The organism is Cellulomonas sp. Leaf334 (assembly GCF_001424195.1).
Classification (GTDB): domain Bacteria; phylum Actinomycetota; class Actinomycetes; order Actinomycetales; family Cellulomonadaceae; genus Cellulomonas.
The window spans coordinates 630,985-657,545 of record NZ_LMOO01000005.1 but is presented as its reverse complement, the minus strand read 5'-3'; the positions used below and the strand labels follow the sequence as shown (position 1 = coordinate 657,545).

The 26,561-nt window shown below is 73.7% G+C and carries 23 protein-coding genes and 1 tRNA gene; 9 read left to right on the top strand and 15 right to left on the bottom strand.

All coding sequences use genetic code 11. From position 1 onward, the window contains the following. The first annotated feature begins 44 nt into the window (after positions 1-44). On the top strand, positions 45-2,150 hold the full coding sequence (locus tag ASF78_RS13435) for a dolichyl-phosphate-mannose--protein mannosyltransferase (protein WP_235518568.1): 2,106 nt from the start codon (positions 45-47) through the stop codon (positions 2,148-2,150). 20 nt (positions 2,151-2,170) lie between these two features. Here the strand turns inward: ASF78_RS13435 and ASF78_RS13430 are convergent, their stop codons facing one another. Then, positions 2,171-3,646 carry a family 20 glycosylhydrolase gene (locus tag ASF78_RS13430; RefSeq protein ID WP_056590076.1) on the bottom strand — a complete coding sequence of 492 codons (1,476 nt, stop codon included), beginning with the start codon at positions 3,644-3,646 and terminating at the stop codon, positions 2,171-2,173. A 45-nt stretch (positions 3,647-3,691) separates the two neighbouring features. Next, a complete protein-coding gene (locus ASF78_RS13425; RefSeq protein ID WP_235518567.1) occupies positions 3,692-4,693 on the bottom strand; it encodes a bile acid:sodium symporter family protein in 1,002 nt (333 codons plus the stop codon). 102 nt (positions 4,694-4,795) lie between these two features. Here ASF78_RS13425 and ASF78_RS13420 point away from each other — a divergent pair, with 102 nt between their 5' ends. From ASF78_RS13420 to ASF78_RS13410, 3 genes are all read left to right on the top strand, one after another. Continuing rightward, a complete protein-coding gene (locus ASF78_RS13420; protein WP_055917383.1) occupies positions 4,796-5,071 on the top strand; it encodes a GlsB/YeaQ/YmgE family stress response membrane protein in 276 nt (91 codons plus the stop codon). Between the two features lie 103 nt (positions 5,072-5,174). After that, a complete protein-coding gene (locus ASF78_RS13415) occupies positions 5,175-5,534 on the top strand; it encodes a metalloregulator ArsR/SmtB family transcription factor (RefSeq protein WP_056590070.1) in 360 nt (119 codons plus the stop codon). After that, positions 5,531-6,037 carry an SRPBCC family protein gene (locus ASF78_RS13410; RefSeq protein ID WP_056590067.1) on the top strand — a complete coding sequence of 169 codons (507 nt, stop codon included), beginning with the start codon at positions 5,531-5,533 and terminating at the stop codon, positions 6,035-6,037. The genes ASF78_RS13415 and ASF78_RS13410 overlap by 4 nt, the downstream gene beginning before the upstream one ends. A 46-nt stretch (positions 6,038-6,083) precedes the next feature. Here the strand turns inward: ASF78_RS13410 and ASF78_RS13405 are convergent. The 4 genes from ASF78_RS13405 to glp all read right to left on the bottom strand — a co-directional run bounded on the left by ASF78_RS13405 (position 6,084) and on the right by glp (position 9,226). After that, positions 6,084-6,156, bottom strand: a tRNA-Ala gene (locus ASF78_RS13405). A gap of 53 nt (positions 6,157-6,209) precedes the next feature. Further along, positions 6,210-7,328: a hypothetical protein gene (locus ASF78_RS13400; RefSeq protein ID WP_056590910.1), complete on the bottom strand. Its 1,119-nt coding sequence runs from the start codon at positions 7,326-7,328 to the stop codon at positions 6,210-6,212. Positions 7,329-7,391: 63 nt separating this feature from the next. Then, entirely contained in the window at positions 7,392-7,991 is a 600-nt protein-coding gene (locus ASF78_RS13395) for a GNAT family N-acetyltransferase (protein ID WP_056590064.1), read from the bottom strand. After that, complete coding sequence (glp, locus tag ASF78_RS13390; protein WP_056590061.1) at positions 7,991-9,226, bottom strand: gephyrin-like molybdotransferase Glp; 1,236 nt, start codon at positions 9,224-9,226, stop codon at positions 7,991-7,993. Before glp ends, ASF78_RS13395 begins: the two co-directional genes overlap by 1 nt. 285 nt (positions 9,227-9,511) lie before the next feature. Here glp and ASF78_RS13385 point away from each other — a divergent pair, with 285 nt between their 5' ends. After that, positions 9,512-10,150 (top strand): 5-formyltetrahydrofolate cyclo-ligase, encoded by a 639-nt coding sequence (locus ASF78_RS13385; RefSeq protein ID WP_056590058.1) that lies wholly within the window; start codon positions 9,512-9,514, stop codon positions 10,148-10,150. On the opposite strand, the gene ASF78_RS13380 is transcribed toward ASF78_RS13385, so the two are convergent. Beyond that, complete coding sequence (locus ASF78_RS13380; RefSeq protein WP_056590056.1) at positions 10,140-12,713, bottom strand: penicillin acylase family protein; 2,574 nt, start codon at positions 12,711-12,713, stop codon at positions 10,140-10,142. The genes ASF78_RS13385 and ASF78_RS13380 overlap by 11 nt on opposite strands. A gap of 143 nt (positions 12,714-12,856) precedes the next feature. Here ASF78_RS13380 and ASF78_RS22045 point away from each other — a divergent pair, with 143 nt between their 5' ends. The 3 genes from ASF78_RS22045 to mscL all read left to right on the top strand — a co-directional run bounded on the left by ASF78_RS22045 (position 12,857) and on the right by mscL (position 14,593). Then, on the top strand, positions 12,857-13,180 hold the full coding sequence (locus ASF78_RS22045) for an FmdB family zinc ribbon protein (protein ID WP_082495045.1): 324 nt from the start codon (positions 12,857-12,859) through the stop codon (positions 13,178-13,180). Between the two features lie 104 nt (positions 13,181-13,284). Then, positions 13,285-13,968: a Flp pilus assembly protein CpaB gene (gene cpaB, locus ASF78_RS13370; RefSeq protein ID WP_082495044.1), complete on the top strand. Its 684-nt coding sequence runs from the start codon at positions 13,285-13,287 to the stop codon at positions 13,966-13,968. A 64-nt stretch (positions 13,969-14,032) separates the two neighbouring features. Next, positions 14,033-14,593 carry a large conductance mechanosensitive channel protein MscL gene (mscL, locus tag ASF78_RS13365; protein WP_235518566.1) on the top strand — a complete coding sequence of 187 codons (561 nt, stop codon included), beginning with the start codon at positions 14,033-14,035 and terminating at the stop codon, positions 14,591-14,593. A gap of 140 nt (positions 14,594-14,733) precedes the next feature. Here the strand turns inward: mscL and ASF78_RS13360 are convergent, their stop codons facing one another. Both ASF78_RS13360 and ASF78_RS13350 read right to left on the bottom strand, forming a co-directional pair. Continuing rightward, positions 14,734-15,378: a dienelactone hydrolase family protein gene (locus tag ASF78_RS13360; RefSeq protein WP_369816332.1), complete on the bottom strand. Its 645-nt coding sequence runs from the start codon at positions 15,376-15,378 to the stop codon at positions 14,734-14,736. Between the two features lie 451 nt (positions 15,379-15,829). Beyond that, entirely contained in the window at positions 15,830-20,257 is a 4,428-nt protein-coding gene (locus tag ASF78_RS13350; protein ID WP_056590041.1) for a hypothetical protein, read from the bottom strand. Between the two features lie 323 nt (positions 20,258-20,580). Here ASF78_RS13350 and ASF78_RS22430 point away from each other — a divergent pair, with 323 nt between their 5' ends. Continuing rightward, on the top strand, positions 20,581-21,183 hold the full coding sequence (locus ASF78_RS22430) for a hypothetical protein (RefSeq protein WP_056590038.1): 603 nt from the start codon (positions 20,581-20,583) through the stop codon (positions 21,181-21,183). Between the two features lie 107 nt (positions 21,184-21,290). Here the strand turns inward: ASF78_RS22430 and ASF78_RS23230 are convergent, their stop codons facing one another. From ASF78_RS23230 to ASF78_RS13325, 6 genes are all read right to left on the bottom strand, one after another. After that, positions 21,291-21,413: a hypothetical protein gene (locus tag ASF78_RS23230; RefSeq protein ID WP_255354814.1), complete on the bottom strand. Its 123-nt coding sequence runs from the start codon at positions 21,411-21,413 to the stop codon at positions 21,291-21,293. A gap of 92 nt (positions 21,414-21,505) precedes the next feature. Continuing rightward, positions 21,506-21,628, bottom strand: a complete 123-nt coding sequence (locus tag ASF78_RS23225) for a hypothetical protein (protein ID WP_255354813.1) — start codon at positions 21,626-21,628, stop codon at positions 21,506-21,508. Positions 21,629-21,747: 119 nt separating this feature from the next. Next, the gene (locus ASF78_RS13340; protein ID WP_056590904.1) at positions 21,748-23,058 is read right to left on the bottom strand and encodes a helix-turn-helix transcriptional regulator; all 1,311 of its coding nucleotides are present in this window, start codon (positions 23,056-23,058) and stop codon (positions 21,748-21,750) included. Between the two features lie 155 nt (positions 23,059-23,213). After that, positions 23,214-24,188: an NAD(P)-dependent alcohol dehydrogenase gene (locus ASF78_RS13335; RefSeq protein WP_056590036.1), complete on the bottom strand. Its 975-nt coding sequence runs from the start codon at positions 24,186-24,188 to the stop codon at positions 23,214-23,216. A gap of 48 nt (positions 24,189-24,236) precedes the next feature. Beyond that, on the bottom strand, positions 24,237-24,914 hold the full coding sequence (locus ASF78_RS13330) for a TetR/AcrR family transcriptional regulator (protein WP_056590902.1): 678 nt from the start codon (positions 24,912-24,914) through the stop codon (positions 24,237-24,239). Between the two features lie 73 nt (positions 24,915-24,987). Continuing rightward, on the bottom strand, positions 24,988-26,481 hold the full coding sequence (locus ASF78_RS13325; RefSeq protein WP_056590033.1) for an MFS transporter: 1,494 nt from the start codon (positions 26,479-26,481) through the stop codon (positions 24,988-24,990). Between the last annotated feature and the right edge of the window lie 80 nt (positions 26,482-26,561).

The window sequence follows — 26,561 nt, the reverse complement described above, 5'->3', positions numbered from 1 at the left end:
GACCCCCCTCCCGCAGCACAGTCCCCGCCCCTACGATGACCCGCGTGCCGCTCACCGGAGACGACGACGCCTCGACCCTGACCGAACGTCAGGAGGTCCCCGCCGCCTCCCCGGATCCCGACGAGGAGCCGACGACCCCGGTGCCGACGACGAGCGACGCGACCGACCCCGCCGACGAGACCGCTGCCGTCGAGGAGACCGCCACCGACATCGACGACGAGCCTGCTGCGGTCGAGGAGAGCGCTGCCACCGAGATGGGCTCGGTCGACGAGGTCGTCGACGAGCCCGTCCCCGACGAGAGCACAGCCCCCGCCACCGCCGCCGAGCCTGCTGCTGTCGCCGACGAGAGCGTCGACGAGACCGCGCCGGACGAGGTCGCCGACGCCACGGACACGGTCGACGCGAGCGCACCGGCCGAGACCGTCGTCGACGCGACCGCCACGACCGGTGCGGTCGGTGGCGCCGGCGCGGAGGCCGCGGTGGGAGCGGCCGGTGCAGGCGGCGCTCCGGTCGCCGTGCTCGTCCGCGACGACGAGCCGCGCGAGGTCGAAGGCCCCCAGGAGTCCACCCGCGGACGGCTGCTGCGGCGGCTGCTGGGCGACGACACGCTCCGCCTCGACGCCACGCGTCGCGACCGGCTCACGGGCTGGCTGTGGCCGCTCGCGGTCACGGTGCTCGCCGCGGTGCTGCGGCTGTGGGACCTGGGGCGCCCGCACACGCTGGTGTTCGACGAGACGTACTACGTCAAGGACGCGTACTCGCTGCTGGTCAACGGCTTCGAGGCGACGTGGGGCGAGGACCCGAACCCGGCGTTCGAGGCGGGTGACACCAGCGGCCTGACGGACGTCGGCTCGTACGTGGTGCACCCGCAGGTGGGCAAGTGGCTGATCGCGCTGGGGATCCAGCTCGGCGGGGGTGTCGGCAGCTCGGCCGCGTGGCGCCTGGCGGCGGCGGTCTGCGGGATCTTGGCGGTCCTGATGGTCGCGCGCATCGGCCGGCGGCTGTTCGCGTCCACGGCGCTCGGCACGTTGGCGGGTCTGCTGCTCGCGATCGACGGCGAGGCGATCGTGATGTCGCGGATCAGCCTCCTGGACCCGTTCCTCATGTTCTTCGTGCTCGCGGCGTTCGGTGCGCTCCTGCTGGACCGTGACCAGGCGCGACGACGGCTGGCCGAGCGGACCGCGCAACGGCTGGACGCGGGCGAGGACCTCCGCGACGGGCCCCGTCTGGGCGTCCGCTGGTGGCGGCTCGCGGCTGCCGTGCTGCTGGGCCTGGCCCTGGGCACGAAGTGGTCGGCCATGTACTTCCTCGCGGTGTTCGGGCTGCTCAGCGTGGCATGGGACATCACGGCACGCCGGAGCATCGGGGTGCGGCACTGGTGGCGCGCGGGGATCCTCAAGGACGGTGTCGTCGCGGGGATCTCGATGGTCGGGATCGCGTTCCTCGTCTACGTCGGCTCGTGGTGGTCCTGGTTCACGCACCGGGGTGCCTACGGGCGGCTCTGGGCGGAGCAGAACCCGGACCAGGGCGTCCAGTGGCTCCCGCCGGCGCTGCGCTCGTTCTGGAAGTACCACCAGGACATGTGGGGGTTCCACAACGGGCTGGAGACACCGCACTCGTACTCGTCCCACCCGCTCGGGTGGATCGTGCAGTGGCGCCCGACGTCGTTCTTCTACCCGACCGAGGTGTCCGGGCTGACGGGCCAGGCGGCGCAGGACGCGTGCGGTGCGAACAGCTGCTCCCAGGCCATCGTCGCGCTCGGCAACCCGGTCCTGTGGTGGTGCGCGGCGGCGGCGATCATCGTCGCGGTCGTCTGGCTGTTCCGGTACCGCGACTGGCGGGCGGGTGCCGTGCTGTCCGGCCTGGTGGCCGGCTGGTTGCCGTGGTTCGCCTACGAGCACCGCACGATCTTCACGTTCTACTCGATCGTGTTCGCGCCCTGGGTCGTGCTCACGCTGGTCTACGTGATCGGCCTGGTGGTCGGACCGAAGGACCTGGACCCCCGCGAACGCCGGTGGGCGATCATCGGGTGCGGGGTCCTGGTCGCGCTGATCGTGGGCGTCAGCGCGTTCTTCTACCCGCTCTGGTCGGCGTGGATCGTGCCGTACGACTTCTGGCACTCGCACATGTGGCTGCAGACGTGGGTCTGACGGCCTGATGGCCAGACGGGTCAGCGGGTCCAGTCCACCTGCGGGCTCGCGTACCAGGACAGCCCGAGGCGGTCCCAGAACGGGGCCTGCCGGGCGACACGGGCGCGGAAGTCGTCCCAGTCGCGCTGCTCGGGTGCGGACCAGGCGACCTCGGCGATCGCGGCGAGGCGCGGCAGCAGCATCTGCGTGAGCGCCGGCAGGTCGCGCAGCGTCTCGGTCCAGACGGCCGCCTCGACGCCGATGACCGACTCCGCCGGGACACCCTCGACGAGGGTCGACGGCTCCCAGTCGTAGGCGTCGCGCAGCTCGATGTGACCGGCCCACTCCAGGCCGAGCTCGGTGCTCGCGTCGTACGTCATGTCGAGGTACGCCTTCGACCCCGGGGACATGAGCAGCAGGGCTCCGGCCTGTGCGGCGGCGACGAACGGCGCGGGGTCGACGCGGGTGTCCCAGTACTGCACCACGGTGCCGGGCTCGAGCGGGGTGTGGGCGATCTCCTGCCAGCCGACGACCTTCTTCCCGGCCGCGCGCACCGCGGCGGACGCGGCGGCGACGAGCGTGGCGTACTCGTCGGCCTCCATCGTCAGCACCTCGTCACCACCGATGTGCACGTACTCGCCGGGGGTCATCGCCGCGACGTCGGAGAACACGTCCGCGAGGAACGGGCCCGTCGCGGGCAGGGTCGCGTGCAGCCGGCTGAAGCCGACCTCGATGCCGGTGTACTCGTCGGTCGGCTCACCGGTCGGGTTCAGCTCGCCGTACGCGTGGGTGGCGGCGTTGACGTGCCCGGGGACGTCGATCTCCGGGACGATGCGTACGCCCCGGACGGCCCCGTACGCGACGAGGTCGGCGTAGTCCTCGGCCGTGTAGAAGCCGCCGGGGTCCCCGCCGACCGACGTGCTGCTGGACAGCCGGGTGAGCAGCGGTCGCGACCGCACGTGCAGCCGCCAGCCCTGGTCGTCCGTCAGGTGCAGGTGCAGCACGTTGAGCTTGTAGTGCGCCATGAGCCCGATGACGACCTTGAGGTCGCGGACGGGCACGAAGTGCCGGGCGACGTCGACCGAGAGTCCCCGCCACTGGTACCGGGGCGCGTCCTGGATGCGCACGGCGGGCACCTGCATGACCCCGCCGGGGCCGGACTCGATGAGCTGGCGCAGTGTCACGATCGCCCGCACGAGCCCGGCGGGGGTACGGGCCTCGAGGTCGATGCGGCCGCTGCGCGAGGTCACGCGGTACGCCTCGTCGCCGGGCGGGAGCGAGTCGACGAGCCGGAGGCGGACGACGCCGCTCGCGCTGCTCAGGCTGTTCTCGGCGTACCGCACCTCGACGGCCCGCCCACCGACGCGGCCGAGCAGGTCGGCGGCGAGCACCGCGATGCCGATCAGGTCCGGCCTGCCGTCGACGACGACGGTCGTCGCCTCGGTCAGGACGAACGGCTCGTCGCCGGTCCGTTCGACGTCGGCGGGCTGCGGGATGACGGCGATCGCGTCGGGCACGGTGGGGTCCTCGGGGGCGGGGGGTCGAATCGTTCCGGGGAGACGCTACTCGACCTGGGCCGCGAGGCGGCGCGCAAGGATCGCGCACGTCGCCAGCTGCAGCTGGTGGAAGACGATCACCGGCAGCGCCACGCTCGCGGCGAGCGCCGGAGCGAACAGGACGGCGGCCATCGGCAGGCCCGTGGCGAGGCTCTTCTTCGACCCGCACATCAGCAGCGCCACGCGGTCGTCCCGCGGGAGCCCGAGCCGTCCACCGCCGTTCCAGGTGAGCAGCAGCATCGTCGCCAGCATCGCCGCGCACACGACGACGAGGATCACGAGGGCGACCCAGGTGACGTGCGACCACGCCCCGGACACGGTCGCCTGGCTCACCGACGTGTACGCGACGAGGACGATCACGCTCCGGTCGGTCACGCGTGTCAGGTGGGGCCGCGCCCGCAACCACGGTCCCAGCCAGCGCTGCACCAGCTGCCCCGCGGCGAACGGCAGGAGCAGCTGCAGCAGGATCCCGGTGAGGTTCCCGCCGGCCTGCCCGGAGGTGCGGACCATCAGCACCCCGACGAGCAGCGGCGTGAGCACGATGCCGACGACGTTGGAGATCGTGGCGCCGGTGATCGCGCCGGCGACGTTGCCGCGCGCGACCGAGGTGAACACCACCGACGCCTGCACGGTCGACGGCAGCAGCGACAGGTACAGGACGCCCGTCTTGAGCTCGGGCGAGACCACCGCGTCCGGCAGCAGCTGGACGAGCAGGCCGAGGACGGGGAACGCCACGTAGGTGGCCGCGAGCATCGACCCCTGCAGCCGCCAGCTGCGCAGCCCCGCCCACACCTCGCCGGTCGCCATGCGTGCGCCGTAGAGGAAGAACAGGAGCACGATCGCGGCCGTGCGGGCCACGTCGAGGACGTCGGCGACGACCCCGCGGGCCGGGAGCAGGAGCCCCAGCAGGAGCGCCGACAGGATCATCACGACGAGCGGGTCGACCCAGTGCAGGGCCCGCGCCCAGAGACTCCGCCCGGCGTCGTCGGCGGGCATGGCGGAAGGCACGGCGACATTGTGTCACCGCGCTCAGCGCGCGGATCCGTCGGATCCCCCCTAGATTCATCCGTCGTACCCGGACGAACCCCTCGAAGTCAAGGAGTTCCACACATGACACCCGAAGGCATCATCTCCGCCATCATCATCGGCGCCGTGATCGGCATCCTCGGCCGTCTGCTCGTGCGCGGCCGTCAGCGCATCTCCCTTCTCGTGACCATCCTCATCGGCATCGTCGCGGCCCTCATCGGCACCTACCTGGCCAGCCTGGTCGGCGTGCAGGACACCGCCGGCGTCGACTGGATCGAGCTGCTGTTCCAGGTCGTGCTCGCTGCGATCGGCGTCGCCGCCGTCTCGGGCAGCCGCGGCCGCCGCCGCAGCATCCTCTGAGCCCCACCGCGCCACGACGAGGGCGGCCTCCCGGACCGGGGGGCCGCCCTCGTGCTGTACCCGGGCGTTGACAAATTGGTAACTATGCGGTTACCAATAGTCCATGGACCCGTTCCCGGCGATCGCCGACCCGGTGCGACGCGACCTGCTGCGCGCCCTCGCCCGAGAGCCCGCTCGCGTCGTCGACCTCGCGGCCGCGCACCCGATCAGCCGCCCGGCCGTCAGCAAGCACCTGCGCGTGCTCGTCGACGCCGGCCTGGTCCGCGCCGAGACGCACGGGCGGGAACGCCACTACGCGCTGCTGGCCGACGGGCTCGAGCCGATGCGCGACCTGCTCCGCGACCTGGACCTGCGACCGCGGTTCGAGGAGTCGGTGCTCGACGGCCTCGACCTCGAGGTCCGCCGCACCGTCCGCGACCACCGAGAAGCCACGACCCCCGACCCGATGGAGGAGACCGCATGACCCCGAGCGCCACCGGTCGACGAGAGACCCGCGACGGCCACGACAGCGTCGTGTTCGAACGGGTCTTCCGGGCCCCCCTGGAGTCCGTCTGGGCGGCGGTCACCGAGTCCGACCGCCTCGAGCGCTGGGTCGGCACCTGGACCGGCGACCCGACCACAGGATCGGTCCTGTTCCGCATGAACGCCGAGGGTGACGACGCCAAGCCCGAGACCTTCACGATCCACGAGTGCGACCCGCCCCACCGGGTCTCCCTCACCTCACAGGTGGTCGGTGAGCAGAACGTCTGGCACTTCCTGCTCGAGCTCACCGAGGACGCCGGCACCACCACGCTCACGTTCAGCCAGTCCGTGCCCGACGCGGAGACGGCGACGGGCGTCGGCCCCGGCTGGGACTACTACCTGGACCGGCTCGTCGCGGCCGAGACCGGGGGCGACGTCGCAGCGCTCGACTTCGACGACTACTACCCCGCGCTGTCGGACCACTACCGCGCCGTGTTCGCCTGAACGACGAAGGCGGCCTCCCGGATGGGGGGCCGCCTTCGTGTGCGGGTGGAGCTGAGGGGATTCGAACCCCTGACCTTCTCATTGCGAACGAGACGCGCTACCAACTGCGCCACAGCCCCGCGAGCGGCCTAAAGACTAACACCAGGCCGCGGTGGATCGCGAAATCCGGGGGTCACTCCCCGGCGACGCGGCGCTTGGCCAGGACGGCGTTCAGGTCGATGCTGCCGGTGGTCTCGACGGGCGCCTCGAGCGGTGCGCGGTCGACGTCGGCGGGCGCGTCGACCTCGGCGGTGCGGGCGGCCGTGGACCCCTCGAGGTTCTCCAGCGGGGCCGGCTCGCGGCGCGGTGCGGAGGCCTTCATCGTGTAGGTCGGACGCGGGACGGGGACGGGCGACCAGGCCTCGTCCTCGTCGCTCTCCGCCTCCGCGGAGCGCTCGCTCACGGAGCGACGGACGACGGGCACCTGTCCGGTCGAGGCGTGCCGGGCGGTGCCCTCGGACTCGCCCTTGTCGGCGACGATGCGTGCGAACACCTCGGTGCTGGCGTCGGACGGGTGGACGGCGCGCCCGGTGACGAAGGCCATGGGCGCCTCGGCAGGGGTGACGGGGACAGTCGGCGCCACGACCGGGTCGGGCTTCGTCGCCGTCGCCGTCGCCGTCGCCGTCGCCACGGCACGCATCGCACCGGTCCGCGGCCCGGACGCCATGCGGCGCTCGGCGGCGATCTTCTGCTCCCAGGCCTCGTCGGCCTCGCGGCCCGCGAGGACAGCGCGCCGGCCGAGCACGAGGACCGAACCGAGCAGGACGGTGGGCACGACGCCCGCGACCCAGGTGACGAGCGGGCTGAGCCCGACCGCGGCCCAGCCGACGACGCTGGCGACGACGAGGAACCCGGCCAGGAGCGCACGACGGCGCGCGGCGGCGCCACGACGGGCGACGGATGCCGCCCGGGCAGCACGTGCCTGCGCGGCGCGGCGGGCCGCGTCGGCGGTGATCCTGTCCTGCGTGCCGTACGGTCGGTCCACGGTGGTGCCTCCTGTCACGCTCCCGGTGGCCACCGGGAGCCCCTTGCCCGGGGTCAGCAACCCCGCTGTGCTGCTCACTGTCGGCCCGGAGACGGCCTCCTGGCGGATGCGCCGGTCGCTCACCGCGACCACGCGCAGCGCCTCGGAGAACCGGTCGTCCGCCCGGGACTCCAGCAGCTGCTGCCGGTGCCGCAGCTTGTGCGGCACCAGGTACGCCACCCACAGGCCGACCAGCGCGAGCGCGACCGGTCCTGCGAGATCGTTCACGTCACGACGGTAGGCGTCGAGGCCGCACCCGCCAGGGACCACCGCGGCGTGTCGGCCTGTGCGTCACCCGACAGTGCGCGACCGCCAGCGCTGCAGGAGCCCGTCGGGGACCTCCTCGACCGTCAGCGCGAACGTGCGGTGGTCGCACCAGCGGTCCTGGATGTGCAGGTACTTCTCCCGCACGCCCTCGTCGCGGAACCCGAGCTTCTCGACGACCCGCAGCGACGGACCGTTCTCGGGGCGGATGTTGATCTCGACGCGGTGCAGGCCGAGCGCCCCGAAGCAGTGGTCGGTGGCCAGCGCCACGGCGGTCGGCGTGATGCCGAGCCCGGCGACGTGCTCGGAGACCCAGTACCCGATGGCCGCGGAGCGCAGGGAGCCGTACGTGATCGACGAGACCGTCAGCTGCCCGACGAGGCGGCCGGCGTGGTCGACCGCGAAGGGCAGCGTGACCCCGGAGCGGGCCTGAGCGGACAGCGTCCGTACGAAGGTGCCGAACGACGGGCGCGGACCCGTCACGGGAACGGGGCTCGTGGCGTCCCACGGCTCCAGCCACGCGGCGTTCTGCGCACGCAGCGCCATCCACGTGTCCTGGTCGCGCCGCCGCAGCGGACGCAGCCGGACGTCGCCCTCGACGAGCACGGCGGGCCACCCGGGAACCATCAGCCCTCCAGGACCAGGCAGTGGATCACCTGTCCGGGGTGCACGGTCAGGTCCTGCTCACCGACCACGGCGAGCGCGTTGGCGTGCGCGAGCGCGCTGACCGTCGGAGCCGACGGGTCGCCGATCGGCGTCACGCGGTAGCCCTCCTCCGGGGACCCGAGCACCGTCGCGGGCACGAACTGCCGCAGCCCCGGCGGCGAGACCCAGCCCTCGACGGCCTCGGCCGCGACCGACGGGCGGAACACCTCGGCGTGCCCGGCCATCGCCCGCAGCGCCGGCCGGACGAACACCTCGAACGAGACCTGCGCGGCGACGGGGTGCCCCTGCAACGCGAAGATCGGCACGGACTTGTCGCTGGCGAGGTCGTCGGCGACGGTGCCGAACCCGTGCCGCTGGCCGGGCGTCATGGCGACCTGGTCCAGCCGGACGCTGCCCATCGTCGCCAGCACGTCCTTGACCGTGTCGTGCGTCAGCTCGGACAGCCCACCGGTGATGACGAGCAGGTCGGCGCGCACCAGCTGGTCCTCGATGGCCTCCCGCAGGACCGCGCGGTCGTCGCCGAGGATGCCGACCCGCACCGACGCGGCGCCGGCGTCCCGGACGGCAGCCTCGAGGGCGTGCCCGTCGGTCTCGAAGACCCCGTGCCCGGAGCGGTCGGCGTGCGCTCCCGGCTCGACGAGCTCGTCGCCGACCGAGAGCAGCACGACGCGAGGCGTCGGGTGGACGCGCAGGCGCCCGCGACCCATCGAGGCGACCAGCGCGAGCTGCCGGGCGCCCAGGCGGGTCCCCGCCTCGAGGACCACGTCACCCGCACGGACGTCGGACGCGGCGGGTCGCACGTGCTGGCCGGGCACGGCGGGGCGTTGCATGGCGACGCGTGCGGTGCCCCGGTCGGTCTCCTCCAGCGGCACGACGGCGTCGGCCCCCAGCGGCAGCGCCGCACCGGACGCGACCCGCACGGCGGTGCCGGGCACCAGCCGCAGCGGACCGGCACCCGGCCGGACGTCGTGCGCGACCGGCAGCGACTGCGCGCTCGCGTAGCCGGCGCCCACGGTCTCGTATGCGGCGACGGCGTACCCGTCGCGCGCAGCGACTGCGAACGCCGGCAGGTCGTGCGTGGCCGTGACGTCGGCGGCGAGGATGCAGCCGACGGCGTCACGGAGCACGACGTCGAGCGGTGCGACCGGTCCGACGGAGGCCAGCACGGCCGCGAGGTGATCCTGGACCGATCTCATGCGGGCATTCTGCCCCGCCCGGGAGGTCCGTCGGACAGGGTCCGCGAGAACTCGCCCGACCGGGCACGAAAGTCGGGCCCCAGGTCGGTCGGTCGACGGCCCCCGGAACCACGCCGTGCACGCCGCCGCCGGCACGGGTCACGAGCGCGTCCCTCGGCGGGGACGGCTGCCTCGTGGCCCGTCACGACGGGACCACACCCCTGGTGTCCGTCACCACGTGGACGAGGTCACAACTCATCCCTCGGTCGGTCGTCGGGCCGCCGTCCGGTGGGCGACACTGTTCCCATGAGCAGCGTCGCCCAGCCGTATCCGCGCGTGTCCGAGGGGGACGAGGTCGAGGACGTCAAGGAACGGCTCCGGGTAGCCATCCGCGACGCACGCAAGATCCGCTCCGCCCGGCAGCGCGACGCCGCCGCCCACGCGCTGGCGGACGTCGTCCTCACCATCCCGGCCGTCGCCGACGCCACGTGCGTCTCCGTCTACGCGTCCCGCGTCACCGAACCCGGCACCGGTCCTCTGCTCGAGGCCCTCGCGGCCCGCGGCGTCCGCCTGCTCCTGCCCGTTCTGGGCGGCGGGCTGCAGCGCGAGTGGGCCGAGTACGCCGGCGCCGACGACCTGCGTGAACGCGCGCCGGGCCGCCCGCCGGAGCCCGGCGGGCCCACTCTCGGTGCGGCGGCGCTCGCCGATGCCGACGTCGTGATCGCCCCCGCACTGGCCGTCGACACGACGGGTGCGCGGCTCGGCCAGGGTGGCGGCTGGTACGACCGGGCGCTCGAGCACCTGCGGCCCGGGGCCCCCGTCGTCGCGCTGGTGTTCCCCGAGGAGCTCTACGACGCGGCGAAGCGCCCGCTGCCGCGCGAGCGCCACGACCGCCTCGTGGACGCCGTCGCGACACCGCTGGAGTGGCACCTCATCACGGCGTGAACGTCAACCGGTCGCGGGCGTCCGCCTCCGTCGCGGCCTGCGTGAACGGCCACGGGAACGTCTCGCCGCGCGACCACGGGCCCAGCTGGTCGGCGTAGTGCACGCTCGCGGGGTGGCCGGACGCCCCCGTGAGCGTCACCCACGTCGACGCGTCGAGGTCGCCCAGGTCGACGACCATGCGCATCGAGGGTGCCGCGGTCACGGCGAACGACCCGGAGCTGGCGTCCCAGGCGGTGGCGTCCACGATCGAGGACCCGCCACCGACGGCCACCGGGTCGGGGTTGACCAGGTTCCGGATGACCCCGGGCAGTGACGGTCCGCCGAGCACGGGGTGCTCCGGCGCGGCGGGGTGCAGCTGTCCCCAGCGCCAGTCCGTCGCCTCGCGGCCGAGCGCGGCGGTCAGCTCACGACGCGCGGCGACCATCGCGCGGGTCAGCACCTCGTCGCGACCCTCGACCACGCCAGGGGTCGACTTGTCGTCCCACCACGGCGACGCGGGCTCGTCGACGAGCCGACGGACGACCTCGAGCCACCGTGAGCCGCCCGACGGGCCGTAGCCGTCGGGGAGGTCGTCGGCGAACGCGGCCGCCAGGATGTCCGCCCACACCGCCGCGAAGTACGCCGCGGCCGCCGAGTCCACCGACTGCACGCGGTCCCAGGTGCGCAGCAGCTCCTGCCCGTCGTCGTAGAACGGGTCCTCGATGTCCAGCGAGAGCAGCACGGGGACCAGCACGTCTGCGTACGGGCTGTGCTTGTCGACCTGGATCCGGCCCATGTCCGCGACGCCGACCTTGCCGTCCGACGCGGCGTCCGTGAGGAGCTCCCGGATCCGCTGCGCGCGGTAGCCGTAGTCCCAGTCGTCGGTGAGGAACGGGCCGACGCCGGCCGGGGTGACGGCCTGGTTGGCCGTGACGATGATTCCCTCGACGGGGTCCAGCGCGCGCGGCATGGCGGCCGGGTCGACGAACCCCTGCCACTCGTACCGGCTGTCCCAGCCGGGCCGCGGCCAGGTGCCGTCCGACGGGACCGGACCACCGGCGACGTTCGCGCGGACCGGGATGCGACCCGGCGCCTGGTAGCCGATGTGGCCGTCGGTCGTCGCGAAGACGATGTTCTGCGACGGCACGTCGAACAGCGCGGCCGCCGCCTGGATGTCCGCGGCGTCCTCGGCGACGTTCATCGCGAGCACCGCGTCCATGGTCCGGCCCGGCTGCAGGGCGGTCCAGCCGAGGGCGACCTCGAACCGGCGCCCCGGCGCGTCCTCCGGGACCGGTGCGGTGCCGACGCCCACCAGGTCGAGGACCTCGGACACCAGCGGACCGTGCACCGACTCCCGGACCGTCAGCTCGACGTCGTCACCCCCGTTGACGTGGATGACCTCGACGCGCTCGGTGATCGGCACCTCGGCACCGTCGAGCCGGGTGGTGCCGCCCTCGACGTCGACGCGCTCGAGGAAGAAGTCGGTCACGTCGGCCCCGAGGTTCGTCAGCCCCCACGCGAGCGAGGCGTTGTGGCCGATGACGACCCCGGGCATGCCCGCGAACGCGAAGCCGGTGACGTCGTACGGGCACTGCGCCGTGACCTCCTCGCAGCGCAGCCCCAGCTGCTCCCAGATGCCCGGCGCCGAGATGCCGAGGTGCGGGTCGTTGGCCAGCAGCGGCTTGCCGGACTCGGTGAGCTCCCCGGAGACGACCCACGAGTTCGAGCCCACGCCCTCGCCGTCGCCCATGAGGTGCGGCACCGCGTCCAGCGCGGCCGCCGCCGACGCCATGGCCGCCTGGAGGTCAGCGCTGTCGAGGTCGAGCGCTGTCGTCGTCGCGGACGCCTGCTGCGCGACGGTCGCGGGCAGGTCAGCCGCCGTGAGGATGGGCAGGTTCAGGTCCTGCGGGTAGGCCGGGAACAGCTCGTCGACGCGTGCGACGTCGCCGATCGTCGAGTACGACGCGGCACGCTCCAGCTCCGCGTCGTAGTTGCCCCGCAGGTCCCACGCCATGGCCTTCAGCCACGCGAGCGAGTCGACCGGGTCCCACTCCGCCGGAGTCCGCACGTCGAGCCGCACCCCGAGGACCGAGTACTCGACCGCGATCGCGCCCGGGTCCCGGCCGTCGAGGTACGCGTTGACACCGTCCGCGTAGGCCTGCAGCGCGTCACGTGTGCTCTGCTCCAGCAGGCCCCACTCCTGCTCGGCCACCCGCCGCCACCCGAAGGTCCTGATCACCTTGTCCGCGGCGAGCGCGTCGGGGTTGTCGCCGACGAGCTCCGACAGCCGTCCCGACGTCACGTGCCGGCGGTAGTCCATCTCGAAGAAGCGGTCCTGCGCAGCCACGTACCCCTGCGCACGGAAGAGGTCCTGCGACGTCGTCGCCGTGATCGTCGGCACGCCCCGGTCGTCGCGCGTGACCGTCACCTCGGCGTCGAGCCCGGGCAGCTGCTGCTCGCCCGACACCTCCGGCAACGGCCTGCGCACGACGATGACGGCCGTGGCCATCACGGCGACGAGGGCGACGACGACCACCGCGGCGACAGTGGTCAGGGCGAGACGGACGAGGCGACGACGAGACACGCTTCGGAGGGTACTTTGCCGTTCCGTCTCCGGCTGTCGAAGCGCCCTGCGGCGGCGCACGGAATGCCCTGGGCGGCCGAACCGTTACGATTGGCACTCGGACCACGCGAGTGCCAGACCTTTCCGACCCCGGGAGACCCCCAGTGCCCACCTACGCCTACGCCTGCACGGCGTGCGGTCACGCTTTCGAGATCGTGCAGTCGTTCAGCGACGACTCGCTGAGCGTCTGCCCCGAGTGCGAGGGTCGCCTGCGCAAGGTCTTCTCCTCCGTCGGGGTCGTGTTCAAGGGCTCGGGCTTCTACCGCAACGACGCCCGCGCCGGAGCGAAGTCGACCGCCCTGAGCCCCGCCGCGTCGACGCCCGCCGCGACTCCTGCGTCGACCTCGTCGTCGACGTCCTCGTCGTCCTCGTCGACGTCCTCGTCCTCGTCGGCAGCCCCGGCAGCGAAGCCCGCGGCCTCCTCCTGACGCACGCTCGCTGAGCCGCCCCCAGCCCGGACCGCCGGAGCGTCGTCCACCTCGCTCAGCCCGACCGCCGCGTCCCGACGTCGACGCGCCTACGGTCGCCGACCATGCACCCCCACCTGCTCGCCGGCCGGCCGCCGCCGCTCCCCCACCGCCGACGACCGTTCTCGGTGGCCCTGCGCGTCACGGTGTGGCGTGCCCGGTTCACCGTCGGTGCGGTCTTCCTCGGCCTCGCGGCCGCGTGCACGGTCCAGGCGATGCGACCGGCCGACCCGCCGACCACCGCCGTGCTCGTGACGGCGCACGCGCTCGCCGCCGGGACCGCGCTGACCAGCACCGACGTCCGCGTGGCCCGGTTCCCCGTCGACGTCGTCCCCGATGGCGCACTGACCGACCCCGACGCCGTCGTCGACACCTCGACGGCCGTCCCGCTCGCGGCGGGTACGCCCGTGGTGCCGGGACTGCTCGCCGACGACGACGTGAGCGGACCACCCGGCACCGTGGTCGCGACCGTCCGGTTCGCCGACCCGGCCGTCGCCGGTCTGCTGTCGCCCGGGATGCGGGTCGACGTGCTCGCCGCCACCCCGGAGGGCGGACCAGGAGGGGTGGTCGCGACGAGGGCGCTCGTCCTGCCGGTGGCCCGTCGGACCGCAGCTGTCCCGAGCACGCTCGCCCTCGGCGGCTCCGGTGACGACTCCGTCCCGGTGCTCCTGGCCGTGTCCCCGGACGAGGCACCGACCCTCGCCGGTGCCGCCGCCTCCGCGTTGCTGTCCGCGGTCGTCGTGCCATGATCGACCGACCGGAGACGCCCCTCCCCGGGGCGCCCCGCAACCGACTCCACCCCGAGGGGGCAGCGTGACCGACAGACTCAGCGCAGGGTTCGACGGAGCACGGCAGGGCTTGAGAGGCACCGCGAAGGTGCTTCAGGGGTTCAAGGACTTCATCTCCCGTGGCAACGCGATCGAGCTCGCGGTCGGTGTCGTCATCGGTGCGGCGTTCGGTGCGGTGGTGGCGTCGATCGTCGAGGGACTCATCGGACCGCTCATCGCGGCGATCTTCGGGCAGCCGGACATGAGCAAGGTGCTGTCGTTCACGATCAACGACGCGCTCTTCTCGTTCGGCGTGATCCTCCAGGCCCTGATCCTCTTCCTGTTCACCGCCGCGGCCGTCTACTTCCTCATCGTGCTGCCGCTGAACGCCCTGGCCGCGCGCCGCAAGAAGGGCGAGGAGGAGGAGCCCGCTGCTCCGAGCGAGGACATCCTGCTGGAGATCCGCGACCTGCTGGCCAACCGCCCCTCCCCCGCGATCGTCAACGACGCCGGGACGGGCGGAGCGACCCACGCCGGGACACCGCCGACGGACCCCGACCTGCCGCCGTCGATCCCCCCGGGTCCAGCCGCCCCGCGCCCCAGCTGACGAACAAGCCATGGGTCTCGTGGAGCAGCGCTTCAGCGGCTCCCAGGGATTGGTCGACCGCCATCCGTTGGTCGGTGGGCGGCCGGTCCGAGGGGATGCGGTGGGAACCGTGCGGGACCGGTCCCGTGCGGGCCGGGCTGCTACCGGATGGCGGCGAGGAACGCGAGCGTACGTTCGGTGAGGAGCTGCGCGGCCGCGGGGTCGTACGAGGGCAGGCCGCTGTCCGCGAACAGGTGCTCCTCCCCCGGGTAGACGAAGAGCTCCGCGCCCGTGGCCTCCTTCACCAGGGCGCGGGCGGCGTCGATGTCGCCCTCGCCGGCGAAGAACGGGTCGGCGTCCATGCCGTGGATCTGGACCGGCACACCCTGGGGCCAGGGGCTGTCGAACTCCGAGGTCGGGACGCACGAGTGGAAGAACAGCGCACCCTTCGCACCGGGGCGTGTCTGGGCGAGCATCTGCGCGGGCAGGACTCCGAGCGAGAACCCGGCGTACACGAGCCCGTCGGGCAGCGTGTCGACCGTGGCCTGCCCCCGCCCCAGCACGGTCGGGAACCCGACCTCGTCCGCGTAGGCGAGACCCGACTCGATGTCCTCGAACGTGTGCCCGTCGAACAGGTCCGGGACGTGCACGGTGTGACCCGCGGCGCGGAGCGTGTCCGCGAAGTCGCGGACGCCGGACGTCAGGCCCTGGGCGTGGTGGAACAGCAGGACCTCGGCCATGGGGGTGTCTCCTTCGGGTCGTGCGGTTGGTCGGTCGCGTGCGATCGTCTCGCGCGGGTCTGACACGTGGGCTACCAGTGCGGTGGCTTGTCCTGGTGCAGTCGGTCGTCGTTGGAGCCCGTCTCGCGGTCGCCCCACCCGACATCGGAGTCGTCCGCGCTCCGCGTCGCGACCGCATCCTCGGACGCCGGTGGGACGGCCGTCGGCCCACTCCCGCCCGCACGCCCGGTCGCGGGAGGCACGTCGGCGGCCGAGCGGGCGCCGCGCGCGTCGTCGAGACCGGCGGCGCCAGCCGTGCTGTCAGGACCTGCGTCGCCAGCGATGGAGATGTCTGCGCTGGGTGAGTCGTCGGTGAGCGGGCGGTCCTGGAGTGCTGGGTGCGACGAGACGAGGTTCGCGTCGTCACCGCCGACGGTCCCCGCATGCCGGACGGCTCGCCGCGGCCGGCGCACGGGAGCTCCCTGGGGCTGGTCGGACGACGTCACCGTCCGATGATCCCACCCACCGCGCGTCCTGCTCAGCGCATCCCGCGGGTGATCGCGCTGCGGACCGCGGTGTCGATCCGGTAGGACCGGCGCGTGATGCCCAGCTCGTCCCGCAGGGCGGCGGCCAGCTGCTCGCGGGTCCGCTCCTGCTCGTCGGACTGGAGCCACGCGACCAGCTCGTCGAGCTGGTCGTCGCTGTACGCGCCGATCGGCAGACCGCGACGGACGTCGGGGCGCTGCCGGGTCGGCACCGCGAGCGCCAGCTGGAGCGCACGGCTGGGCGGGTGCGGGTCCTCGCCGGCCTCGGACGCCTCGGAGGCCTCGGGTGCCGGGGTGCCCTCCGCGTCAGCGACGGCCACAGGCCCGTCCGCGGGCGCGGCAGCACGCGCCGAGGCGACCGCGTCGACGACCTCGATGGTCGACCACACCCCCGTCGCGGGACGCGGCTCGCCGGGGTGGGCTGCCGCGCGCGCCGCGGCACGTGCCGCCGACCGGGCGGACGCGGCGGGCGTCGGCAGCTCCTCGGCGTCGTCGGCCTCGTCGATCAGGCCGAGCTGCAGCGGTGCGGTGCGCGGTGCGGCGGGCGCAGGGACGCGCGCGTGCACGGCGCGGCGGATGCGGTCGACCTCGGCCTGCGGGTCCATGAACGCGGCGGCGGACCAGACGCGGATGACGCTCCACCCGACGCGCTCGAGGCGGTCGGCCGTGAGGCGGTCACGGACGCGGACGCTCGGCTCGGCGGTGTACTCCTCGTCGTCGGTGAGGACGGCGACGAGCATCTCGCCGGGCAGGTCGGGGTGGCCGACGACCAGCGGGATCCGGTCGCCGCCGGGGATGCCGTGGTCGGCCTCGACGAGCAGGCCGTGCTTCCAGAGGCGCTCGGCGAGGTCGAGCAGGAGGCGGTCGGGCTCGGCCGCCGCAGCGAGGGCCTGGTCGGCGGCTGCGGTCGCGGCGGCCAGCGACCGCAGCAGCGGGTCGGTCGGCTCGGGCGGGGTGACCAGGTCGGCGACGTCCTGCCCCGCACCGCGGCGGGCCGCGAACGCGAGGAGGTCCGCCAGGAGCCGCGGGCCGGGGCCGCGCAGCCGCTCGGGGTCGAGGTCGTCGGACCCGAAGCAGGAGACGACCGTGAGCCGGTGGCGGGTGGAGCCGAGGGCGTCGAGCAGCAGGGCGTCGCCCCCGGGGCCGGTGATGGGCCCGAAGGTGTGCAGGACGCGACGGTGCGGGGTCCGGCCGAGACCGAGCGACAGGATGATCGCCTCGCGCCGCAGGCCGGCGACGTTGGGCAGGTCGGTGACGACGAAGGGGTCGACGCGGCCGGAGTCGAAGAACGCGGCGAGCGCGGGGTTGCCGCGGACCTCGGACAGGACGGCCTCCCGGACGGCCTCCGCGTGGGTGGAGGTCGCGGTGATGACGGCGAGCGACTCGTCGGACCGCAGCAGCGCGTGCGTGAGGACGAGCTCGACGACGTGCTCGACCTCCTCGCGCGTCGAGTCGACGGAACCGGTCGCCGGGTCGGGCATCCCGGTGCCGTCGACGACGTCGAGGCTGACCAGCGGCCGGTGCTGCGGCAGCGGCGTCGGGCGCAGCACGCCCGCGTAGCCGTGGGCGGCGAGGAACGCGGTGAGGTACGGGTCGCGACGGGAGGAGTCGGCGCGCAGCGCGACCGAGGGCAGGACGGCGGCGAGCTCCCGCACGGCACTGCCCGAGGCGCAGCGGGCGTCGCCGACGACGACGACCTGGCGGCCGCGCGCGACGGCGGCGAGGGCGACCTCGACGGGCAGGTGCGCGGCGGAGTCGATGACCACGAGGTCGACGGTGCGGGTCGGCGGCAGGACCTGCGGGACCAGCATGGGGCTGGCGGCGATGACGGGCCGCAGCCGCCGGGTGACGTCGGGGTGCCGCACGACGGTGTCCCGCAGCGACGTGAGCCGCTCCTCGACGAGGTCCGCGAACAGCGCCTCGGCCTGCTCGCGGTGCTGGCGCAGGGTGTGCGAGACGTGTCCGACGACCGCCCCCAGGACAGGACCGGACAGGCTCTTCACGTGCGCCCGGTCGAGGGTCGCGTAGCGCGCGGACAGCGCCCCGAGCGCGGCACCGTCGTAGCCGGCGAGCGCCGGGTCCTCCCCGAGGATCTGCTCGATGACGGTGCTCCACCAGGCCAGGTCCAGCTCGGCCGGCGCGAGGGCGGGGTCGATCCGGCGGGTGGCCAGGTCGTCGACGAGCGCGCCGAGGCCCGCGGACCGGAGCCGGTGCAGGAGCCCGGTGCGCTCGGGGAGGTCGACGAGGGCGCTGGTGTCGGCCCGCAGCCGGGTCAGCCGCTCGGTCAGTGCGGCGAACGGCAGGCCCGACAGGCCACCGCCGCCGGGGGTGGTCGCCAGGACCTCGTCGAGCGCGTCGAGGTCGGCGCGCACGGCGGCGAACTCCTCCTCGATGTGCTCGAGACCGTCGGGCAGCCGCGGCCACCCGCCGGACGGGCAGTGCGCCTGCCAGATCTCCCGCTGTGCCTGCACCTCGATCAGCCGGACGTGCAGGTCCGCGACGGGCCGGCCGGGACGGACCATGTCCTTCGACTGCTTGCGCAGCCGCCGGCGCAGCCAGTAGCCCATGTCGATGCCGTGCTCCGCGCGCCACTCCTTGGTGGCGGTCGCGGCCACGAGGTCGGCGGCGGTGCGCTCGAAGACGATCGGCTGGAACACGTCGAGGGCCGCGCGGACCCCGTCGAGCATGGTCAGCTGCTCGACCCAGGAGATGACCGTCGTCGCCTGCGTCAGCCCGGTCTCGGCGGCCACCTGGGCGGTCCGCGCGACGAGCGCCGGCAGGGTCGAGTCGAGCACGCGCTCGAGCCGTCGGACCGCGTTCTCGGCGTCGGCACGCGTCCGCAGGTCCGCGCCGTACCACGGGGTGTCGGTGGGGCGGACCCGGAACGCGCCCAGCGCCCCGGCCTGCACGAGCGCGTCGGCGAGCTCCGTGCGGCGGGGCGCGTCGAACACGCGCGCGACGTCGGGCGCCAGCCGCACGGTCGTCTTCGGGGTCGGCCGCGTGGAGGTCAGCCGGGCCAGCTGCTGCAGGGCGTCGTACGCCGACACCCCCCAGGGGGCGCGTTCGGCATGGAGCGCGTCGACGTAGTCCCGCAGGCGCTCGCGGGAGCTGACGAGCTCGCTGCGCAGGGCGACGACGCCGTGCGCGTCGACCGAGGGCGCCTCGAGCGTCATCGCGCCGAGCAGGCGGCGGGAGATCGCCGACCGCCACCCGGCCTCGGGTGCGACGTCGAGCAGCAGGTCGCCGAGGCCCAGGGCGGTGAGCCGGTCCGCGAGCGCCGCGGCCGCACGACGGTGTCCCGGGACGTAGAGCACGGTGCGGCCCGTGGCGGCCGCGTCGGCGACGAGCGCGGCGAGGGTCCCGGTGACGTCGGCGCCGGCGGGGGCGTCGACGAACAGGTGCGTGCCGGTCGCCACGACGTCGAGGACGTGCTGCTGGGCGGGGTCGAGGTCGCCGACGCCGCGCTCGTGGCCGGGGTCGCGGTCGCCGCGGACCGGTTCGGGCAGGACGCGCCGCAGCCGGGCACGCGACTCGTCGACACCCGCGAGCGCGGAGACGACCTCGTGGCGCTCGAGGGTGCCGGACAGGTTGTCGAGGTCGTCGACGAGGATCTGGCCGGGGTGCACGAAGGTGCCGACGACGACGCGCTCGCTCATCGAGAAGTCGTCGAGAACGGCCTCGCCGAGGGAGGCGAGCCGGTGCAGCGCGCCGCGCGGGTCGAACCCGTTGGACGTGAACGTGCCGCGCGCGACCGCGCCGGGGTCGAGGAGCGCGCCGCGCGTCCGCAGCGCCCGGGCGAGGACGGGGTTGACCTCGAGGGACGGCTCGAGGGCGAGCTCGTAGTCGCTCTCCCCGGAGCCGCGGGCGTGCAGGGTGACGGGGCGCAGGAGCACGGGAGCCCGCACGACACGCGGGGCGGCATCGGTCTGCTGCTCGCCGTCCGGGGTCCGCTGCCGGGTGACCGACGCGAGCGCGGCGACGTCGTCGCTGGCGATGTCCGGGGTGGTGCGCTCGGTCCAGGTGGCCACCCCGATGGCCAGCGACGTGGGTGCGATGCCGTAGCGCTGGGCGTACACGGCGGCGCGCGCGCTGACGGCACGGGCGCGACGGCGCGCGGTCGACAGGGCCGCGCCCTCGCGGACCAGGTTGGACAGCCGGGTCTCGCGGCCGGCGTACAGCTGGGAGATCCCCGACGGGTGCGCGGCGGACAGGTCGAGCGCGGCGTCGCCGAGCAGCTCGACGTCGACGAGCGTCGACCCGCCGGCGGCTTCGACGAGCGCGGCGCGCCAGGTCGCGACGGACCCTTCGAGGAGCTCGGCGGGGCTCGGGGGCTCGACGAGCATCGGGCGGTCGGCGGGGTCTGCGCCGGTCTCAGGAGCCTGGTCGGGTCCCGGGCCGGAGGCGCGCACGGGGATGGTCACGCTGGGAACGCTAACCGCGCTGCCGCGTGATCACGGGCATGGCGCGCCGTGACGGGCAGACCCGGAGACACGGAGAGCGGGACGGGTCAGGGGACCCGTCCCGCTCTCGGACGTCAAGACGGTGCGCACCGCGCAGGGGGCAGGCGATGCGCACCATCAAGACGAGTGTGCGGCACGAGTGCGGTCCTGGTCAAACGTCCAGGCCGTCCTTCCGGGTGAATCCTCGAACCTGAGAATCACCTGGATCCTCGCTGATCCTGCGGGACCACGGGCTGGCTCAAGGTTCGCAGCCGGGCGGTCGACATCTCCGCATGGAGAGACTGGTGGGAGCGCTCGAGGACGAACCGCTCTACTGGATCGAGGAGCTCGATCGGGACGAGACCGGGGCGGATGTCGAGCTAGGCTTCAGCGACCTCGCCGCGCACCCGTACCACGCCCTCGTGGAGGCCACGGTCGACGTGCTCGCGGGCGTGCCCGGCGTGGTCGCGGCGTGGCACCAGGACCGGGAGGTGATCCTGGTCCGCGCGCCCGGCGTGGCGTCCGCGACGCTGGCGGAGGCGGTCGACCGGTTCTGGCTCGACGCGCTGACGCGGACCTCACCCGATCCGTCGTACGGCAGGGAAGCCGAGCGCTCACGGCCGATTCCCGTGCCGGCCGCGTCGGCACCGTGGCCGGCACCGTGGCCGGCACCGTGGCCGGCGCAGGGGCCGGCGCCGCGGGAGTCGCTGCGGGAGTCCGTCAGCCTGCCTCCGTCGCGGGGTCGCATGTGGACCTACCTGGTGTGTGGTGCGGTCCCTGCCGCCGGGGGCCTGTTCCTCGCGCTCACCCCGGGTGGCAGCAACGGTGCGATTCCGCTCGTGCTCGGCGTCGTCAACCTTGCCGTGGGTGCGCGCATCGGACTCCGCCGACGGGCGCTCGGGCTCTGACGTGCGCCCAGCGGGCCGGTGAGCGCCCCGGAGGGCGCCCACCGGCCGGCGGGACGTGGTGGGCGTCGACGCACGCGGGGGGTGCGGGACGCCTCTGGCTCCGATCCTCAGGTGCCTGTCTTGCAGCACGGGGTGATGAACGCCTGGGCGTCGGTCACGGGCGCGACGACTGCCCCGACACCCGTGAGGGCGGCGAGGGCGAGGACGAGGGTGATGCTCTGCTTCTTCATGGTGGGACCTTCCAGCTGGTCGTTCTGCCGGGCCTCGCGCGTCGCCGCGGACCGCAGGGGGCGGGGTGCGGCGACGCGTCGCGTCGGTGGAGTCAGATGATGTGCTTGCAGCACGGTGCGGCGACCTGCTGGGTGGCCCCAGAGGCTGCCGTGGCGCTGGCGACGCCGGCGAACGCGGTGAGGGCGATGACGACGGTGACGACGAGCTTCTTCATGAGGGAGACCTTTCCGAGGGTGCACCGGACTCTCCGGTACACCTGGAATGGTCCCTAGCCCGTGTCTAGGGCGCAATGACGCAGGACACCAGGGGGTAGACATCACCGTTATGCGGTGTTCACACCCTCGGTGGCGGGGGCAGGACCCCCCGAATGCCCGCCGCGGCGAGGGCGCGACCGTAGGCCTCGACCACCCGCTCGTCCTCGTCTCCGGCCACCCGGAGGCGGTCGCCGATGCGGCGCCAGAGCACCGCGGCGGAACGTCCGGACGAGATCATGTCGAGCAGCTCGGCCGCGGCGCGGTACTCCTTGACGGCTTCCGGCCGGGACCGCTGGGCGAGCATCGCGTCGCCGAGCGCCTCGTGCGCGGAGGCCGAGTCGCGACGGACCCCCTCGCGCAACAGCTCGACGGCACGGGTGGCGTACTGCTGGGCCGTCGTCGCGTCGTCGAGGAGCAGCCAGGCGCGCGACCGCACGGAATCGGCGCGAGCCAGCTCGATCTGTGACTCGCCGACCTCCAGCGCGGTCTGGGCGGCGTCGAGGTCCACGAGCGCCTCCGCGGCGCGTGGCGGCTCGACGGAGACGAGCAGGAACGCCCGGTCCAGACGCAACCGGGGCAGGTCGCGGTCGATCTCGTCGCCGCCGGCGAGCGCGATCGCGGACTCGAGCTGCGCGAGCGCGGCGTCCGGGTCCCCCAGGGCGTCGTCGACGAACGCGAGGTTCCAGTGCACCGACGACACGGCTCGGGCCGACCCGTGCTGGCGGGTGTGCGCGAGCAGCTGCCGGCCGCGGTAGCGCGCGTACGTCGTGTCGCCGCGGGCGATGTAGGCCCAGATGATGGTCGACTCGAGCCGGACCACCTCGTCGCTGCCCGCGACCGACGCCGGGAGCTGTGCCAGCAGCGCCTCCCCGCGCGCGACGGCCCGGTGGAGGTCGGCGATCTCGGTCAGGGCCATGACGATCCGCATCGCGGCGTACGCGGCCTGCAGGTACCGGTGCGAGTCCATCAGGCGGGCGCAGAGGCGTTCCAGGGCCTCGACCGATCCCTCGAGGTCGCCGGCGAGGTCGAGGGCCTCGGCGTGGGCCAGCCCGACCCGAGCGGCGGCGTCGACGTCGAGCGCCGACACGTCCACCTGCGCGAGGACGTCCGCGGCGGCCCGCGCCTCGCCCATGCGGGACAGCCGGCGCGCCTCGACGAGGGCGCTCTCCGCCGACCGGTAGTCCGGGGCCTGCTCGCCGTCGAGCAGGTAGGCCACGGAGACGCCGAGCACCTGCGCGACCCGGGCGAGCGCGTCCTCACCCAGCGCGCGCCGGTCGTTCTCGACGTGCGAGATGTACGTGGGGTGGACCCCGGCCTGCCGCGCGAGCTCGCCCTGGCTCAGCCCGGCCTTCTCGCGGGCGTCGCGCACTCGTCGGCTCAGCGGATTCACGTACTCACGATAGGGACCGCGGAGGGTCACCGGTAGCCGGGTGCCAGGGTGACGCGTCCACGCCGCCCGACCGGGAGAGCTGTCCATTCCGGGCTATTCGGACTTTTCGGACTCCGGCCGAGCGACCCGGCGTCGGGTGCGTCGGGTGGTCTGCGCTAGATCGTGACGACGACCTTCGCCCGAGCGTGCTCGGTCTCCAGGTAGCGCAGCGCGTCGGCCGCGGCGGGCAGCGGGTAGGTGCGGTCGATGGCCGGCACGATCGTGCCGGCCTCGGCAAGGCCGCGCAGGACGTCGAGGTGCTCGGCGCCGGGCGACGTCGAGAGCGACACGATCTGCTGCCCGACGAACGGTGCCACGACCTTGCTGCGGAGCAGCAGACCGATCGGACCGAGCACCGAGCCGCCCTCGAAGACGCCACCGCCCGACAGGACCAGCGTCCCGGTGGGGGTCAGTGCGCGGCGCAGGTCCCGCAGCGAGCGGTTGGCGACGAGGTCGAAGAGAACGTCGTAGCGCCGGCCGGCGCGCAGTGCGTCGTCGCGCGTGTAGTCGACGACGTGGTCGGCGCCGAGGGACCGGACGAGCTCGACGTTGCGGGTGCTGCACACACCGGTGACCTCGGCCCCCCACGCGTGCGCGAGCTGCACCGCGAACGTCCCGACTCCCCCGGACGCGCCGTTGACGAGCACGCGCTGACCGGGCTGGACACGGCCCTGCAGCCCCTGCAGCGCCGTCATCGCCGCCATCGGCATGGCCGCGGCCTGCTCGAACGTGAGGTTCGCCGGCTTGCGGGCGACGAGCCGCTGCGGCGCACACACGTACTCCGCGAGCGCGCCGTCGCGCAGCCCGTAGACCTCGTCGCCGGCACGCAGGCCGGTCACGTCCCGGCCGACGGTCTCGACGACGCCCGCGAAGTCGGATCCGCGGATGCGCAGCGCCGGGGCGCGCAGCCCGAAGCCAGGGGCGAGGCGGGCGAGGTACGGGTCGCCGCGCATGAGGTGCCAGTCGCGGGCGTTCAGCGACGCGGCACGGATGCGGACCTTGACCTCGTCGGACGTCGGCTCCGGGTCGTCGACGTCCTGCAGCGTGCAGGTGTCGGGTGAGCCGTACGTGGTCTGGACGATCGCCTTCATGGCTGCTCCTTACGTTGTAAGTCAGAGTGACTTACAACGTAAGGCAGGTCAAGACCCTGTCCGCCGGCGCTCCAGCCCGTCGAGCAGGAGGTCCAGCCCGAACTCGAACTCCGTCTGGTCGTCGCACCAGCCCAACGTCGAGCCGGGGTCGTCGTGCGCGACCTCGGCCAGCATGGCCACGAGCGACGGCACCGCGGCTGCCAGCTCCGCGGGCAGCGGCCCCGCGGACGCCCCGGCGCCCGGGTCGAACAGCTCCTGGGAGAACCCGAGCGAGCGGCTGCCGAGCGCGTGCAGCGCATGGTGGGCGAGGTCGTACGTGAAGCCACCAGCGTGCAGCAGGCCGACGAGGCGGTCGTGGTAGGTCACGACGTTCGGGCTGAGTGCCGAGCGGGTGGCCAGCAGGCCCGGGGCCCAGCGGTGCCGGAGCAGCACCTGGCGCGCGGCGAGGATCCGGGCGCGGACCACCGGTTGCCAGGGGCCCGTCGCGTCCAGGGCGTCGACGACGTCGTTGATCTCCCCCGCCACCAGGTCCACGACCCCGTCGAGCAGGTCGTTCTTGTTGGCGACGTGGTGGTACAGCGACATCGCCTCGGCGCCCAGCTCGTCGCCGACCCGGCGCATCGTGACCGCCTCGATGCCGTGCTCGTCGGCGATCGCGACCGCCGTGCGCAGGACACGCTCGCGGCTGAGCGGGAGCCGCTCCCCAGGCGCCGGTTCGGCCGTCACCACATCACCTCTCTCCTGCTCGGATCGTACGAGGTGGGCGACGCACGCTGCCGCGCGCCGCCCACCCGCACGGTCAGTGCACGAGCACGGCGGCCTCGTCGGGCGTCACCGGTGCGACGTCGACGGCCCGGGCCTCCCGGTCCGGCCGCGTCCGGAACAGCGACGCGGTCAGGACGGCGCCGAACAGGAAGATCCCGGCGGACCAGGTGTAGGCCACGGAGAAGCTGTGCAGCGCTCCGGCGGCGATCACCTCGGGGGTCGCCGGTGCGTGGTCGGCGACGTACGCGGTGGCGGCGGTGGCCGCGAGGGTGTTCAGGACCGCGGTGCCGATCGCGCCGCCGACCTGCTGGCTGGTGGAGACCATCGCGGACGCGGCTCCCGCCTGCCGCGGCGCGATGCCGAGCGTGGCGATCTGGAACGACGCGGGCATGATCGAGCCCATCGCGATCCCCACGCCGATCAGCCCGACCAGCACCGCGGGGTAGCCGCTGTCGAGGTCGAGGGTGGTGAACCACAGCATCGCGCCGGCGCCGATGGCCATGCCCAGCGGCACGACGACCTTCGGCCCGAACCGCGGGACCAGGACGTTCGTCTGGACCTGCGCGGTGATGACGATGAAGAGCACCATCGGCAGGAACGCGGTGCCGGTCTGCATCGGCCCGTACCCGAGCGTCAGCTGCAGGTAGTACGTGAGGAACAGGAAGACGCCGAACATCCCGGACCCGGCGACGAGGATCGCCAGGAAGCCGGCGCCACGGTCGCGGTCCTGCACGATCGACAGCGGCAGGAGCGGGTGCTCGGCGGTGCGCTGCCGCAGCACGAACCCGACGAGCAGCACGACGCTCGCGGCCAGCGAACCCCACACGACGGGCGCGTCCCAGCCCTGGGGCTCGGCCTGCGAGAAGCCGAACACGAGCAGGAAGAGACCCGACGACGCGAGGAGCACGCCGGGCACGTCGATGCGGGTGTCGTGCTTGGCATCGGTCCGGGACAGCAGCATCGTCCCCGCCGCGAACGCGATCACGGCGATGACGACGTTCACGTAGAGGTTCCAGCGCCAGTCGAAGTTCTCCGTCAGGTAGCCGCCGAGCAGCAGGCCGATGGCGCCGCCCATACCCGCGATGGCGCCGAACACGCCGAACGCGCGGGCGCGCTCCTGGGGGACGGTGAAGGTGGTGGTCAGCACGGACAGGGCGGCCGGGGCGAGGACCGCGGCGAACACGCCCTGCAGCGCGCGGGCGCCGACGAGCAGCTCGAACGACTGCGCCGCACCGCCGAGCGCCGAGGCGGCCGCAAAGCCGACGAGACCGATGAGGAACATGCGGCGGCGGCCGAACATGTCGGAGAGGCGGCCGCCGAGCAGCAGCAGGCTGCCGAAGGCGAGCGCGTAGGCGGTGACCACCCACTGGCGGTCGTTGTCACTGAACCCGAGCTCCGCCTGGGCAGAGGGCAGGGCGATGTTCACGATGGTCGCGTCGAGCACGACCATGAGCTGGGCGAGGGCGACCGTGGCCAGGACGAGCCAGCGGTGCCGACTCTCCGGCGGGGTCTGCGTGGGTGAGGACATGAGGGTGCTCCTGGGACGTCGTGGTCGGTGGAGCGACACTAATACGGAACTTGCCAGTTCCGGAACCCCTCGGTATCGAA

What these genes read in the sequence shown, in the direction of transcription:
- ASF78_RS13420 (WP_055917383.1), top strand. Translation starts at nt 4,796, where the DNA reads ATGACACCCGAAGGCATCATCTCCGCCATCATCATCGGCGCCGTGATC.
- ASF78_RS13385 (WP_056590058.1), top strand. Translation starts at nt 9,512, where the DNA reads ATGAGCAGCGTCGCCCAGCCGTATCCGCGCGTGTCCGAGGGGGACGAG.
- ASF78_RS13410 (WP_056590067.1), top strand. Translation starts at nt 5,531, where the DNA reads ATGACCCCGAGCGCCACCGGTCGACGAGAGACCCGCGACGGCCACGAC.
- glp (WP_056590061.1), bottom strand. Translation starts at nt 9,226, where the DNA reads ATGAGATCGGTCCAGGATCACCTCGCGGCCGTGCTGGCCTCCGTCGGA.
- ASF78_RS13325 (WP_056590033.1), bottom strand. Translation starts at nt 26,481, where the DNA reads ATGTCCTCACCCACGCAGACCCCGCCGGAGAGTCGGCACCGCTGGCTC.
- cpaB (WP_082495044.1), top strand. Translation starts at nt 13,285, where the DNA reads ATGCACCCCCACCTGCTCGCCGGCCGGCCGCCGCCGCTCCCCCACCGC.
- ASF78_RS13395 (WP_056590064.1), bottom strand. Translation starts at nt 7,991, where the DNA reads ATGGTTCCCGGGTGGCCCGCCGTGCTCGTCGAGGGCGACGTCCGGCTG.
- ASF78_RS23225 (WP_255354813.1), bottom strand. Translation starts at nt 21,628, where the DNA reads ATGAAGAAGCTCGTCGTCACCGTCGTCATCGCCCTCACCGCGTTCGCC.
- ASF78_RS13335 (WP_056590036.1), bottom strand. Translation starts at nt 24,188, where the DNA reads ATGAAGGCGATCGTCCAGACCACGTACGGCTCACCCGACACCTGCACG.
- ASF78_RS23230 (WP_255354814.1), bottom strand. Translation starts at nt 21,413, where the DNA reads ATGAAGAAGCAGAGCATCACCCTCGTCCTCGCCCTCGCCGCCCTCACG.
- ASF78_RS13415 (WP_056590070.1), top strand. Translation starts at nt 5,175, where the DNA reads ATGGACCCGTTCCCGGCGATCGCCGACCCGGTGCGACGCGACCTGCTG.